The sequence below is a fragment of the Maritalea sp. genome, assembly GCF_051251695.1.
Taxonomy (GTDB): domain Bacteria; phylum Pseudomonadota; class Alphaproteobacteria; order Rhizobiales; family Devosiaceae; genus Maritalea.
This window is the reverse complement of record NZ_JBPOEU010000009.1, coordinates 1-13,049: the sequence shown is the minus strand read 5'-3', so window position 1 is coordinate 13,049 and position 13,049 is coordinate 1. Positions and strand designations below refer to the sequence as shown.

The window sequence follows — 13,049 nt, the reverse complement described above, 5'->3', positions numbered from 1 at the left end:
TTTTAGCGCCCCCGCTTGTAGGCAACAAACAACAAAAAGCCGACGACAGCGCTAACAACAAAGCCCAAAAAGCCTGTCGTAAGCAAAACAGCGAACGTACCCACAACCCGAATGGCGAGATAAGTGGCGATCATAAATGCAATCGCCATCACAATGTTTTTCGCCGACATTTCAATGCCCATAATCTTTTGTGCCATTAGCGTGGATCCTTACCAAAGACTTTGCGATATTCCTCAGCACCACCCTTAGCCAATGCTTTGGCCTGTGCTTTCCAGTTGTCGCGTTCAATTCTGCCCCTAAAGCTCAAACGGTCGTCAACGTCCGCAATCTGCTTTTTGGTGAATTTCGCAACCTGCGCAAACTGCGTGATTCCAAGGGCGTTCAACTTGCCCTCCAAAACGGGCCCCACGCCTGAAATCAGCTTCAAATCATCTTTGTCGCCTGCGGGTGCTTCAAACAACGGCGCATTGTCACCATCAGCGGACTTGGGTTTTGAAGCTGTTGCTTTTGCAGCACTTGCTTTGGCTGATGTGTTTTTCGCCGTTGGCTTTTTAACCGGTGCATTTGGCGCTTCGGCTTTGGCAAGCGGCGTCGCCTTAGGCTTGGAAGTCGGTTTCGCAGCTGGCTTATCGTTAGAAGCTTTTACCGGTTTGCGTGCCGGCACATCCGTTAAGGTCACCGCGCCACCTTCAGGCGCAGAGAACTGACGGTCGATTTGGGTGCCGGTTTTAACGTCTTTACCCGCTTCAAACTCGTCAATAATTTCTTCGAGCCGTTCAGGTGTCAGGTCTTCATATGTATCTTTGAAAACCATCATCATTGGCGCATTCACACAAGCACCAAGACACTCAACTTCTTCCCATGACAACGTACCGCTGGCATTGGGTTCAAACGGCTTCGCGTTGATCTTGGATTTACATACCTTGATCAACTCTTCAGAGCCGCGCAGCATACAAGGCGTCGTGCCACACACTTGAATGTGGGCCTTAGTGCCAACTGGCTTCAACTGAAACTGGGTGTAAAACGTTGCGACTTCCAAAACGCGGATATACGGCATTTCAAGCATGTCAGCGACATGTTCAATGCATCGTTTGGTTACCCAACCATCTTGGTCTTGCGCACGCATCAACAACGGAATAACCGCTGATTGCTGGCGACCCTTTGGGTATTTCGCGATTGTTTGTTTTGCCCATTTTTTGTTTTGCGCGTTGAACGCAAAGCCTTCGGGCTGAACTTGGTCTTCTGCGAGACGACGTACTGACATTATCTGTCCACCTCACCAAATACGATATCAAGGGTACCAATAATCGCTGAAACGTCAGCAAGCATATGGCCCCGACTTAGGAAATCCATTGCAGACATATGTGCAAATCCCGGCGCTCTAATTTTACAGCGATAAGGTTTGTTCGACCCGTCAGAAACAAGGTAAACACCAAACTCACCTTTGGGCGCTTCAACCGAAGCATAAACTTCACCCGCTGGCACTTTGTAGCCTTCGGTATGCAGCTTAAAGTGATGAATAAGCGCTTCCATAGACTGTTTCATCTCAGCACGTTTAGGTGGCACAATTTTACCATCGGTGGATGAAATTGGCCCCTGCCCTTCAGGCGCGCGAAGCTTGTCGATACACTGGCGCATAATGCGTACAGACTGACGCATTTCTTCCATGCGGACCAAATAGCGGTCATAGCAATCGCCATTTTTACCAATTGGAATATCGAATTCCATTTCCTCATAGCACTCATAGGGCTGCGATTTACGCAAATCCCATTTCGCACCAGAGCCGCGAACCAATACGCCAGAAAAACCCCAGTCCCAGGCATCATCCAGAGCAATGTTGCAAATATCAACGTTTCTCTGTTTGAAAATTCTGTTGTTGGTCAGCAGACCTTCAAGGTCGTTACAAACTTCAAGGAACGGATCACACCACGCCTCGATGTCATCAACCAATTCAGGTGGTAGATCTTGATGAACGCCACCGGGACGGAAATATGCTGCGTGCATACGCGCACCACAAGCACGTTCATAAAAGACCATCAGCTTTTCGCGCTCTTCAAACCCCCAAAGAGGCGGAGTAAGCGCGCCAACGTCCATGGCTTGCGTGGTCACATTGAGCAAATGGCTCAGGATGCGACCAATTTCAGAATAAAGAACGCGGATTAGCTGCCCACGACGCGGCACTTCAATGCCTAACAATTTCTCAACAGCTAACGCAAACGCGTGCTCTTGGTTCATTGGCGACACATAGTCCAACCGGTCAAAGTACGGAACGGCCTGCAAATAAGTTTTTTGCTCGATCAGCTTTTCCGTACCACGATGCAGCAATCCAACATGGGGATCACAGCGATCCACAACTTCGCCATCCAACTCCAACACCAAACGCAAAACACCATGTGCTGCAGGGTGTTGCGGCCCAAAGTTAATGTTGAAATTTCTTACCTGAGCTTCTGCCATAATAAACCTCAGCTCTTCGCTTTTTCATCACCGGGCAGCACATAATCAGTGCCTTCCCATGGTGAAAGATAATCGAAATTACGGAATTCTTGTGCCAATTTCACTGGCTCGTAAACAACCCGCTTTTGCTCTTCGCTGTAGCGCACTTCAACAAAACCAGAAACCGGGAAATCTTTGCGCAGAGGATAACCCTCAAAACCGTAGTCAGTTAGCAGCCGACGCAAATCAGGGTGTCCAACAAACAATATGCCGTACATGTCATATGCTTCACGCTCAAACCAATCGGCTCCCGGGAACACGTCACAAATAGACTTAACGGGCGATTTTTCGTCGGTGGTCAGGCGAATACGAATGCGCAAGTTCCTTGATGGGCTCAGCAAATGATAAACGACGTCAAACCGCTCTGGGCGTTCAGGATAATCTACGCCACACGTATCGATGAAACAGATGAACAAGCATTGGCTGTCCTCTTTAAGGAACCGCACGACATCAACAATCGAATTGCGTTCCACATTAAGGGTCAGTTCACCGAAACTCATTTCAGTTGAAAGAATGACTTCTCCCAGCTTCGTTTCAATATATTCGCCGAGTTCTAAAAGCGTTGTGTCCATGTCGTGTACGCCCTATCGCTCAATTGTGCCGGTGCGGCGAAGCTTCTTTTGCAAAAGCAACACGCCGTAAAGAAGTGCTTCAGCAGTCGGAGGGCAACCAGGAACATAAATGTCCACTGGCACAACCCGGTCACAACCGCGCACAACTGAATATGAATAATGGTAATAGCCGCCACCATTCGCACATGACCCCATAGAAATCACATAACGAGGTTCAGGCATTTGGTCGTAAACTTTACGAAGCGCTGGCGCCATTTTGTTGGTCAACGTACCAGCCACAATCATCACGTCAGATTGCCGTGGGGACGCGCGCGGCGCAAAGCCAAAGCGTTCCGCATCATAACGCGGCATCGACATCTGCATCATTTCAACAGCGCAACATGCCAACCCAAATGTCATCCACATCAGAGAGCCTGTACGTGCCCAATTTATTAGATCGTCAGTTGTCGTAACCAAAAAACCTTTGTCAGCCAGTTGGTCGTTGATATCGAGGAAGAACGGATCATCCGCGCCAACAGGCTTACTCGTTTTAGGGTCAATAATGCCTTTTGGCTGCGAGGAGACCAAAGTTGAACTATTTTCTAATCCCATTCTAAGGCCCCTTTTTTCCATTCATATACAAACCCAATGGTCAGCACCCCAAGAAACGCCATCATTGCCCAGAAACCGAACCATCCAACACTCTTAAACGCGACGGCCCAAGGAAATAGGAACGCTACTTCCAAATCAAAGATGATGAACAGGATTGCAACCAGGTAGAACCGCACATCGAATTTCATACGCGCATCGTCAAAAGCTTCAAAGCCACATTCGTAGGCCGAAACTTTTTCAGGATCTGGATTTTTCACTGCGATGATGAATGGCGCTACCAAGAGCGCGAGGCCGATAACGGCAGAGAGCCCGATAAAAATTATCACAGGCAGGTAGTTGAGGAGCAATTCGTTCATAATTGCCTTGCCTTTAGTGTTGCCAGCTTATGCCAGCTTGGGGATTGTGTTTTTGAGCTAAAGACACATTTCAGCCCAAATCATCGTTGCTACGGCTTAACGTAGCACTTTGCTCGATTCAAGTGGAATTATCATCCCGCACCGTCTTTATCGCCCAATTCCCGTCACCGGGCGAAAAATCAACAAATCAAATAAATATGATTTATATACTCCTGTTTATTTCCCGAATTTTACCGAAATCTTTTCAAATTACGATTCGGCACAAAAAAGCCGCCTCCCAAAAGAGAAGCGGCTTAAAATTGGTAGTCAGATGATACTAGTTAAAGTACCAACGAATTTTACCGTCAACTTCGTGAGCAACTGTGCCGCCGTTGTCGAACAGGTAATTATATTCAGCACCAATGGTCACGTCTTGAGCAACAGCGAATTCCATGCCGGCACCAACAAGTCCAACACCAACGCCATTATAAGATCCGCCACCGCCGGTTGCATAAAGCAACACGTCGTCGCTTACCAAAACACCGGCACGAACAGTAGCTTCATAAATACCACCGGAAATGTTTCCGCCGATAATACGGGCGCTTGCTTCAAGCTCACCACCGTAAACCATGCTACCATCTTGGATATTGATACCCGCTACACCGCCAATGCCCCAATAATTGGTGCCAGAAACAATGTAAGATGAGTTCAAACCAATATAATAGCGATTCCAGTCAAAACCTGGAGTCGCGTAAACTGGTGCTTCAGATACATAATTAGTCACAGGGTCAGCCGCTTGGGCACCTGCCGTCATTGCAGCGCCTGCTAGGGCAGCAATGGAAATAGTTTTCAAAATGTTCATCTGGGCCTCCAAGGCTCAACTAGTCTAAACAACAATACCGATGTAAGAAGCATAGCATTTTAATCAATGCTTAGTCACATCACAAATGCCATAAGCGCTTCGAAACGCACCGGTAGGTTAATTATCCCCTAACAACCTGGCCATTTGGCGGTATTTGCGTGGCGAGAATGAGGCAAAATGTGCCAAGCCTTCAAATCACCCACAATAAACCCACTGGCCGCATAAACCGGCGCAAAACACGAGTAACGCGCGTCAGCATAGATATAACGTTTGAAAAACAGAAAAGTTCCCAACCAACTTTGTGATTGAGGAAAAAACCAATTCTTTACTGAAAAAGAGTGGCGGGAGTGACGGGACTCGAACCCGCGACCTCTGGCGTGACAGGCCAGCGCTCTAACCAACTGAGCTACACCCCCAGCGTTTCGCAATCATGTGATCGCTGAAGATGGGCGATGTTTAAGGGCGATCTGTGGGCAAGTCAAGCACATAAAGCACACTTTATGACGCTTTTTTTTCAATCCCCGGAAACACGGGACTTAACGCCACAATTATAGCGTCCGCTACCCTACCCCACACGAAAACGCACAGCGAAAACAATGCAGTATCCGCAGTTGAGTGGTTTTGATTTAGTTTAGTAATGAGGGAGAATGGTGGGCGATGAGAGACTCGAACTCCCGACATCTTCGGTGTAAACGAAGCGCTCTACCAACTGAGCTAATCGCCCTCTTTATGAGGTGTGCATCGTTTAATTCTTTCAAACGGCCACGTCAACAAAAAAGGCCCGGATTTTCATCCGGACCTTCAAAAAAATGTAATATTTTTTGTTTCTTAGCTGTTTACAGCTTCTTTAAGCTGCTTGCCCGGCTTAAACTTAGGCACATTTGTCGCAGCAATATCAATTTCCGCACCAGTCGCAGGGTTACGACCTTTAGTCGCTTTACGGTGAGACACAGAGAATGTGCCAAAACCGACCAAGCGAACATCGTCGCCACTTTTCAATGTTGATTCAACAGCTTCAAAAACCGCATCAACAGCTAGAGCGGCATCAGCTTTGGTGATGCCTGCTTTTTCAGCAGCAACTGCAATCAATTCATTCTTATTCATTCGTCTATCCTCATATCTGTGCCCGAGCTTATTACTCGAGTATGCGGAAAATACATTTCGACGATTCTATCACGAAAGCAAGGTAATCCGGTGCTTTGCGGGACTTTTAGACAAAAAAAGAGGCTGAAAACATCGTCTTCAGCCTCAATCAGGTTCTAACTTAGCTCAAACGTTAATGAGCAGTTAATCCGGGTGTTGTCGCATTTTGCTGTCTTAAGCTTTCAGCATAGGCTTCAAAATCCCATTCAATTGATTCTGGCTCACGAACCAAAGCGTGTTTGATCACGTCTTTCATTTCAGACACAGGCACAATTTCCAAACCATCTTTAACGATGTCCGGCACATCCACTAAATCGCGTGCATTTTCTTCAGGAATGATAACCTTTTTAATGCCACCACGTAACGCCGCAAGCAGCTTTTCTTTCAAGCCACCAATTGGCAGAACGCGACCACGAAGCGTAATTTCGCCTGTCATTGCCACATCGTTGCGAACTGGAATACCCGTCATCACAGAAACGATAGCGGTTGCCATGCCAACACCTGCAGAAGGTCCATCTTTTGGCGTTGCCCCTTCTGGTACGTGAACGTGTACATCAAGAGAATCAAACAATGGTGGCTCAATGCCAAAGTCCACTGCCCGCGAACGCACATAGGTTGCGGCCGCTGAAATTGATTCTTTCATGACATCCTTAAGGTTGCCCGTAACAGTACGCTTGCCTTTACCGTGGGTTGTAACACCCTCGATTGTTAGCAACTCGCCACCAACTGGCGTCCATGCCAAGCCGTTAACAACACCAACCTGTGCCTCAGCCTCGATCTCACCATGGCGATGCCGCGGTGGGCCCAAATATTCTTCAACTTTGGCCATATCAAGCATTATGGACTTTTTCTTTTTGTCCAAGGTCAGCTCTTTAACAACCTTGCGCATGAGATTAGCCATTTCACGCTTCAAATTCCGCACACCAGCTTCCCGCGTATAACGCTGGATAACAAACGTCAGTGCATCGTCCGGCAACGCAAATTCAGAAGCTTTCAAACCATGTTCTTTCATGGTTTGCGGAATGAGATGGCGACGCGCAATTTCAAGCTTTTCCTCTTCCGTATACCCGGACAAACGAATGATCTCCATTCGATCCATCAAGGGGCCGGGAATATTGAGGGTATTTGCAGTTGTTACAAACATTACGTCCGAAAGATCGTAATCGACTTCCAAATAATGGTCGGCGAACGTGCTGTTTTGTTCTGGATCAAGCACTTCAAGCAATGCTGATGATGGATCACCACGGAAATCTTGGCCCATCTTGTCGATTTCATCCAAAAGGAACAAAGGATTGGATTTTCCAACCTTCTTCATCGACTGAACAACTTTACCCGGCATTGAACCAATATACGTCCGACGGTGACCACGAATCTCTGCTTCATCACGAACGCCACCAAGTGACATACGCGCGAACTCACGCCCGGTCGCTTTCGCAATAGATTTACCGAGCGATGTCTTACCAACACCCGGAGGACCAACTAGACACAGGATCGGCCCTTTTAGCTTGCCTGTTCGTGCTTGCACCGCAAGATACTCAACAATGCGCTCTTTGACTTTTTCCAAGCCGTAATGTTCCTCATCCAGAACATTTTGGGCAAACTCAAGATCTTTCTTGATTTTAGACTTCTTGCCCCAAGGCAATCCAAGCATCCAATCAAGATAATTGCGCACAACTGTCGCTTCAGCAGACATTGGGCTCATTTGTTTGAGTTTTTTCAGCTCAGCAGTGGCCTTGTCTTTTGCTTCTTTAGACAGCTTCGTTTTGTTGATACGCTCTTCGATCTCACCTAGCTCGTCCGTGCCATCCTCAGAATCACCTAATTCTTTCTGGATCGCCTTCATCTGCTCATTGAGATAATATTCGCGCTGGGTCTTTTCCATCTGGCGTTTAACGCGCGTACGAATACGACGCTCCACCTGCAAGACACCGATTTCGCCTTCCATCAATTCCAGCACACGCTGCAAACGCCCGGTAACGGAATTGATGGCAAGAATTTCCTGCTTCTCTTGGTTCTTCACCGCCAAATGGGACGCAATTGTATCCGCCAGCTTTGAATGATCGTCAATTTGAGAAACCGCACCCACAACTTCGGGCGAAATTTTCTTGTTCAGTTTGACATAGTTTTCGAACTCATTGACGGAAGAGCGGGCAAGTGCCTCAGCCTCTACTTCGTCATAGTCTTCAACTTCAAACGGAACAGCTTCGGCTTCAAAATACTCATCTGCGCGTACAAAATTTGAAATTTTCGCACGCGAAATGCCTTCGATCAGAACTTTGACCGTACCGTCGGGTAGTTTGAGCAATTGCAGAACAGAAGCAACCGTACCAACGTCAAAAACATCATCGGTAGATGGGTCATCTTCTTGCGCATTTTTTTGCGTAACAACAAGAATGTTCTTGTCTTCGCGCATCACTTCTTCAAGTGCTTTGACCGACTTCTCACGACCAACAAATAGGGGAACAATCATGCCAGGAAAGGCGACAATGTCGCGCAATGGCAAGACTGGATAGACGCGACCAGCGTCCGGCTCGATTGAAGTGTCAGTTTTATCCTTATCGGACATAGACGATCCTTTTCATCAACCGGCTATGAAGTCCCAAAAAGCGGCAACGTCATAACCGTCATAAGGCGCACATAAATGTACCCCACGGCCATCTCAACCCAATGTGGGTGGATGAAGACTCAATTGAAACTACTAGATAGGAACTTTAATCAGCCCGACAAGTACGCGTCGGGCCAATTAAACAAATTTATTTAGGCGCCTGCGTCGACTTCTTCTTTGCGGTCCGCATAAATGTAGAGTGGACGCGCGGTTTTATCGAGCACAACGTCTTCGCTGATCACAACTTCTTCAACGCCTTCGAGCGAAGGAAGATCGTACATTGTGTCCAGCAGAATGCCTTCCATGATCGAACGTAGACCACGAGCACCTGTTTTTCTCTCAACTGCCTGCTTGGCAATAGCGTTGAGCGCATCTTCTTGGAACGACAATTCAACTTCTTCCATTGCGAATAGACGTTGATACTGACGCACAAGTGCGTTCTTTGGCTTCGTTAGAATTTGAACAAGAGCTGACTCATCCAAGTTTTCCAACGTCGCAATAACTGGCAAACGACCAATAAATTCTGGGATCAAACCAAACTTTGTAAGATCTTCTGGTTCAACTTCAGCAAAAATTTCACCCAACTGACGATCAGTCGGATCTTTAACTTCTGCTCCAAACCCAATTGAAGTCCCCTCACCGCGCGCGCTGATGATTTTTTCAAGACCTGAAAAAGCACCACCAACGATGAACAAGATGTTTGTTGTATCAACTTGCAAGAACTCTTGCTGCGGATGCTTACGGCCACCCTGAGGCGGCACACTGGCTACAGTGCCTTCCATGATCTTCAACAAAGCTTGCTGAACACCCTCGCCTGACACATCGCGTGTGATAGATGGATTATCAGATTTACGAGAAATCTTATCAACCTCATCGATATATACGATGCCGCGCTGGGCTTTTTCAACATTGTAGTCGGAAGACTGCAACAATTTGAGAATGATGTTTTCAACATCTTCACCAACATAACCAGCTTCGGTCAACGTTGTCGCATCGGCCATTGTAAACGGCACATCAATGATGCGCGCCAAAGTTTGCGCCAAATATGTTTTACCGCAACCCGTTGGTCCAATCAGCAAGATGTTGGATTTAGCCAACTCGATATCTTGGCTTTTCTCAGAATGATTGAGGCGCTTATAGTGATTGTGTACAGCAACAGACAAAACACGTTTTGCCCGGAACTGACCAATTACATAATCGTCCAACACTTCGCAAATTTCTGCGGGTGCCATTACGCCATCAGAGGACTTTACCGTTGAAGATTTATTTTCCTCACGGATGATGTCCATGCATAATTCAACACATTCATCACAGATAAAAACAGTTGGGCCGGCGATGAGCTTTCGTACTTCATGTTGCGATTTTCCGCAAAATGAGCAGTAAAGCGTGTTCTTTGAGCTGTCGCCGCTACCTGTGTCTTTTGTCATTCAAAGCACTCCTGAATGTGCATCTTTCGTTCAGTCTATATACAAACGTTAGCATCTGCACATAAACAAACCGTAAGCTAATTGTGATCTCTATTGCGATCATTGCTCACAATTCCCGCATAAAAGCTTAATTGCCAAACCATCATTGGGAAACTTCCAATTATTGATTAACGAATTCTACGATGCATCTGGCGCATCTGCGCCACGGGTTTCATAAACTTTGTCAATCAATCCAAAATCTTTAGCTTCGTCCGCTGTCAAGAAATTGTCGCGATCAAGGGCATCCTCAATCGTTGCATAGTCTTGACCCGTATGTTTGACATAAATGTCATTCAAACGACGTTTCAAATTCGCTGTATGTTCAGCGTGAATAAGAATGTCCGTCGCGGTACCGCGATACCCACCGGAAGGCTGATGCACCATAACAGAAGCATTCGGCAACGCGCCACGCATTCCCTCAGTGCCAGCTGCAAGCAACAATGACCCCATTGATGCCGCCTGCCCAACACAAAGTGTCGCGATTTCTGGGCGAATAAACTGCATCGTGTCGTAAATCGACATACCAGATGTCACCACGCCACCGGGCGAATTGATGTACATCGCGATTTCCTTTTTCGGATTTTCCGATTCAAGGAACAAAAGCTGCGCAACAATCAGCGACGCCATGTGGTCGTCCACACCGCCCGTCACAAAGATGATGCGCTCACGCAGCAAACGCGAGAAAATGTCGAACGAACGCTCGCCACGGTTGGATTGCTCAACAACCATCGGCACAAGCGTGCTCATATAAGTGTCAATCGGATCTTTCATCAGTGTCATCCTTAGTGAATCGAATCGGCTCTATTCCCGATCAGATATCATGCGTCTTAACGTGCGGTAAAATAGCTAGATAGGTCTTGTCCTCTATCCGTTCAAGATAGAGTTAATTTTTCTTGTGCTGCACCCCGTGCATTAGGCAACAATTGGGGCAAATCAGAGGCGATCATCCCCGCACCACCAAACTGACGTCCAGCCAGTCCATGGACATAAACTGCTGCGCACGCTGCGTCAAACGCTTCCATACCTTGCGCCAGCAATCCGCCGACAATTCCTGCCAACACATCCCCTGACCCCGCAGTTCCCATCCAAGGTGGCGCGTTGGCGTTAATCACAGCCCGGCCATCAGGTCGTGCAATAACAGTATCAGCTCCCTTTAATAAAACTGTCGCTCCCGATCGTTTCGCAGCTTCTTTAGCTGCCTCAACTTTGTCTTCGCGCGCATCAAGGTTAGGGAAAAGACGAGTGAACTCACCCATATGGGGCGTCATGACCACATTTTCGCAACTACTGTTCTTAATAGCGTCAAACAAACGAATTGGATCACTTTTAAACGATGTAAGCGCATCTGCATCCAATACTAAGGCCCTCCCCGCAGCAAGGGCGGTCAACACATTGTGACATGTCAATTCTGACACGCCATTGCCTGGCCCGACAACAATTACATTGTAACGCTTGTCCTCTAAAAGCACGTCCAACGTGTCCGGTTTCAGCATTACATCCGTTACATGGGCTGCGTGTTCTGCAAGAGCGTCATTTTCACCGCAAAGCGAAACCAAACCAGCCCCGACCCTAAGCGCACTCATTGCCGATAAGCGCGAAGCGCCTGTGGCCAATGGACCACCACAAACAACCAAACAATGCCCGCGATCATATTTGTGGCCGTCAAAGGTCTGCTCCGGCAGACACCACATGTTTGGCCCATTCTCGAATTGGGTTGGATTGATGTTGGTCAAAACAATATCTGGAATACCAATCTGACATACAGCCAGTTCGCCACACAATTCTCGTCCGGGGAACAATAAATGCCCCGGCTTTTTCCTGAAAAATGTAACCGTGGCGTCTGCTTTAACAGCACAACCCAAAACATTGCCAGTGCGTCCGTCAACGCCGGTTGGCATGTCAATTGAGATCTTGGGAACATTTGCATCGTTCGCCAATCGAACAATATCCGCAATTTCGCCTGAAACTGGACGGTCCAGACCAGCACCAAACAGCGCGTCAACAATCAGCGACGCATCCGAAATCATGCAGGGTTCAAACGCTTCAATCTCGCCCCATTGGGAGATAAACGCTGTGGCTGCAGACGAATAACGTCCTATCTCACCCCACTGCGCCAGCCGAACAGGCCACCCACGCTGCCGAAGGGCGACCGCCACAACAAATCCGTCACCACCATTATTACCCGGTCCACACAGCACAGTGATCGGCGCTCGGCGAAAATGCGAAACAATATACTGAACAACCTCATGCCCAGCATTTCGCATCAACTCGACTTCACTGATACCAGTGCTGATCGCAAGTCGATCCGCCTGCCCCATTTCCTCCGGGCAAAGCAAGGCATTTAGTTGCGCGCGAAATTCGACCATCGATACAGTTAAAACTCCCAGTGTTGAATTGCCAGGTGACACCTGATCGCATTCAAGCGAATATTATGTATCATACACCACAAGAATGAAACCAAGGGGTAGTTCAGATGACCGATGATCCGACACTTCCAATGCGTAAACATGCTTGCCTTTACCCCGATGTGGACGAAGGCACAGCCTGCACACAAAGCTCGTTTAAGGTGAAAGGCAAATCATTCTTCTTCGCCGGCCCACAAGGCGGACGTTACAAAGCAATGTTTAAATTAGACCAGTCTCGCAACCAAGCAGAAGAATTGGCAAAGGCTGAACCGGACAAATACCAAATCGGAACCAACATTTGGGTGACAACCCGATTTTCAGCCGAAGATCCTATGCCCAAGCAGGTGTGGGAAGAGTGGTTAGACGAAAGTTATGCGCTAAGTTTGCCGAAGATGAAGACGTAATTTTTTGACGCAGTTGGAGCATAGTCATGTTGACGTTCGTGAATATTTTCGAGCAATTTTGCACTCAATTATTCCGTGAACAATGGCGGCTAAGCAGACAAATCGACTGATCTCAAAATTGTTCTATTGCTAAATGGGGCATAAATTGTACAGGCGTTCTGATACCTAGCCCT

General features: G+C 47.5%; 13 protein-coding genes and 2 tRNA genes. 1 reads left to right on the top strand and 14 read right to left on the bottom strand.

Annotated features, from left to right (window positions below; genetic code table 11):
* Window positions 1–2 precede the first annotated feature (2 nt).
* The 14 genes from ACSHWX_RS06780 to ACSHWX_RS06715 form a co-directional block, all read right to left on the bottom strand.
* Complete coding sequence (locus tag ACSHWX_RS06780) at window positions 3–197, bottom strand: hypothetical protein (RefSeq protein ID WP_435667441.1); 195 nt, start codon at window positions 195–197, stop codon at window positions 3–5.
* A complete protein-coding gene (gene nuoE / locus ACSHWX_RS06775) occupies window positions 197–1,264 on the bottom strand; it encodes an NADH-quinone oxidoreductase subunit NuoE (RefSeq protein WP_435667440.1) in 1,068 nt (355 codons plus the stop codon). The genes ACSHWX_RS06780 and nuoE overlap by 1 nt, the downstream gene beginning before the upstream one ends.
* Window positions 1,264–2,454 (bottom strand): NADH-quinone oxidoreductase subunit D, encoded by a 1,191-nt coding sequence (locus ACSHWX_RS06770; protein ID WP_435667439.1) that lies wholly within the window; start codon window positions 2,452–2,454, stop codon window positions 1,264–1,266. Before ACSHWX_RS06770 ends, nuoE begins: the two co-directional genes overlap by 1 nt.
* Window positions 2,455–2,462: 8 nt before the next feature.
* A complete protein-coding gene (locus ACSHWX_RS06765) occupies window positions 2,463–3,065 on the bottom strand; it encodes an NADH-quinone oxidoreductase subunit C (RefSeq protein ID WP_435667438.1) in 603 nt (200 codons plus the stop codon).
* Window positions 3,066–3,077: 12 nt separating this feature from the next.
* A complete protein-coding gene (locus ACSHWX_RS06760) occupies window positions 3,078–3,656 on the bottom strand; it encodes a NuoB/complex I 20 kDa subunit family protein (RefSeq protein ID WP_435667437.1) in 579 nt (192 codons plus the stop codon).
* Complete coding sequence (locus ACSHWX_RS06755) at window positions 3,647–4,012, bottom strand: NADH-quinone oxidoreductase subunit A (RefSeq protein WP_435667436.1); 366 nt, start codon at window positions 4,010–4,012, stop codon at window positions 3,647–3,649. Before ACSHWX_RS06755 ends, ACSHWX_RS06760 begins: the two co-directional genes overlap by 10 nt.
* Before the next feature lie 316 nt (window positions 4,013–4,328).
* Entirely contained in the window at window positions 4,329–4,853 is a 525-nt protein-coding gene (locus ACSHWX_RS06750) for a hypothetical protein (RefSeq protein ID WP_435667435.1), read from the bottom strand.
* 339 nt (window positions 4,854–5,192) lie between these two features.
* Window positions 5,193–5,269, bottom strand: a tRNA-Asp gene (locus ACSHWX_RS06745).
* Window positions 5,270–5,501: 232 nt separating this feature from the next.
* Window positions 5,502–5,577: transfer RNA gene (locus ACSHWX_RS06740), tRNA-Val, on the bottom strand.
* 104 nt (window positions 5,578–5,681) lie between these two features.
* On the bottom strand, window positions 5,682–5,957 hold the full coding sequence (locus ACSHWX_RS06735) for an HU family DNA-binding protein (protein WP_435667434.1): 276 nt from the start codon (window positions 5,955–5,957) through the stop codon (window positions 5,682–5,684).
* A gap of 172 nt (window positions 5,958–6,129) precedes the next feature.
* Window positions 6,130–8,562: an endopeptidase La gene (gene lon, locus ACSHWX_RS06730; RefSeq protein ID WP_435667433.1), complete on the bottom strand. Its 2,433-nt coding sequence runs from the start codon at window positions 8,560–8,562 to the stop codon at window positions 6,130–6,132.
* A gap of 191 nt (window positions 8,563–8,753) precedes the next feature.
* Entirely contained in the window at window positions 8,754–10,028 is a 1,275-nt protein-coding gene (gene clpX, locus ACSHWX_RS06725; protein ID WP_435667432.1) for an ATP-dependent Clp protease ATP-binding subunit ClpX, read from the bottom strand.
* Between the two features lie 177 nt (window positions 10,029–10,205).
* The gene (locus tag ACSHWX_RS06720) at window positions 10,206–10,838 is read right to left on the bottom strand and encodes an ATP-dependent Clp protease proteolytic subunit (protein WP_435667431.1); all 633 of its coding nucleotides are present in this window, start codon (window positions 10,836–10,838) and stop codon (window positions 10,206–10,208) included.
* Between the two features lie 101 nt (window positions 10,839–10,939).
* Complete coding sequence (locus tag ACSHWX_RS06715; protein ID WP_435667430.1) at window positions 10,940–12,433, bottom strand: NAD(P)H-hydrate dehydratase; 1,494 nt, start codon at window positions 12,431–12,433, stop codon at window positions 10,940–10,942.
* A gap of 107 nt (window positions 12,434–12,540) precedes the next feature.
* Between ACSHWX_RS06715 and ACSHWX_RS06710 the strand changes: the two genes are divergently transcribed.
* The gene (locus ACSHWX_RS06710) at window positions 12,541–12,876 is read left to right on the top strand and encodes an MmcQ/YjbR family DNA-binding protein (protein WP_435667429.1); all 336 of its coding nucleotides are present in this window, start codon (window positions 12,541–12,543) and stop codon (window positions 12,874–12,876) included.
* The last annotated feature ends 173 nt before the right edge of the window (window positions 12,877–13,049 follow it).

Coding starts and splice junctions, on each gene's coding strand:
- ACSHWX_RS06780 (WP_435667441.1), bottom strand. CDS start 197: ATGGCACAAAAGATTATGGGCATTGAAATGTCGGCGAAAAACATTGTG.
- nuoE (WP_435667440.1), bottom strand. CDS start 1,264: ATGTCAGTACGTCGTCTCGCAGAAGACCAAGTTCAGCCCGAAGGCTTT.
- ACSHWX_RS06770 (WP_435667439.1), bottom strand. CDS start 2,454: ATGGCAGAAGCTCAGGTAAGAAATTTCAACATTAACTTTGGGCCGCAA.
- ACSHWX_RS06765 (WP_435667438.1), bottom strand. CDS start 3,065: ATGGACACAACGCTTTTAGAACTCGGCGAATATATTGAAACGAAGCTG.
- ACSHWX_RS06760 (WP_435667437.1), bottom strand. CDS start 3,656: ATGGGATTAGAAAATAGTTCAACTTTGGTCTCCTCGCAGCCAAAAGGC.
- ACSHWX_RS06755 (WP_435667436.1), bottom strand. CDS start 4,012: ATGAACGAATTGCTCCTCAACTACCTGCCTGTGATAATTTTTATCGGG.
- ACSHWX_RS06750 (WP_435667435.1), bottom strand. CDS start 4,853: ATGAACATTTTGAAAACTATTTCCATTGCTGCCCTAGCAGGCGCTGCA.
- ACSHWX_RS06735 (WP_435667434.1), bottom strand. CDS start 5,957: ATGAATAAGAATGAATTGATTGCAGTTGCTGCTGAAAAAGCAGGCATC.
- lon (WP_435667433.1), bottom strand. CDS start 8,562: ATGTCCGATAAGGATAAAACTGACACTTCAATCGAGCCGGACGCTGGT.
- clpX (WP_435667432.1), bottom strand. CDS start 10,028: ATGACAAAAGACACAGGTAGCGGCGACAGCTCAAAGAACACGCTTTAC.
- ACSHWX_RS06720 (WP_435667431.1), bottom strand. CDS start 10,838: ATGAAAGATCCGATTGACACTTATATGAGCACGCTTGTGCCGATGGTT.
- ACSHWX_RS06715 (WP_435667430.1), bottom strand. CDS start 12,433: ATGGTCGAATTTCGCGCGCAACTAAATGCCTTGCTTTGCCCGGAGGAA.
- ACSHWX_RS06710 (WP_435667429.1), top strand. CDS start 12,541: ATGACCGATGATCCGACACTTCCAATGCGTAAACATGCTTGCCTTTAC.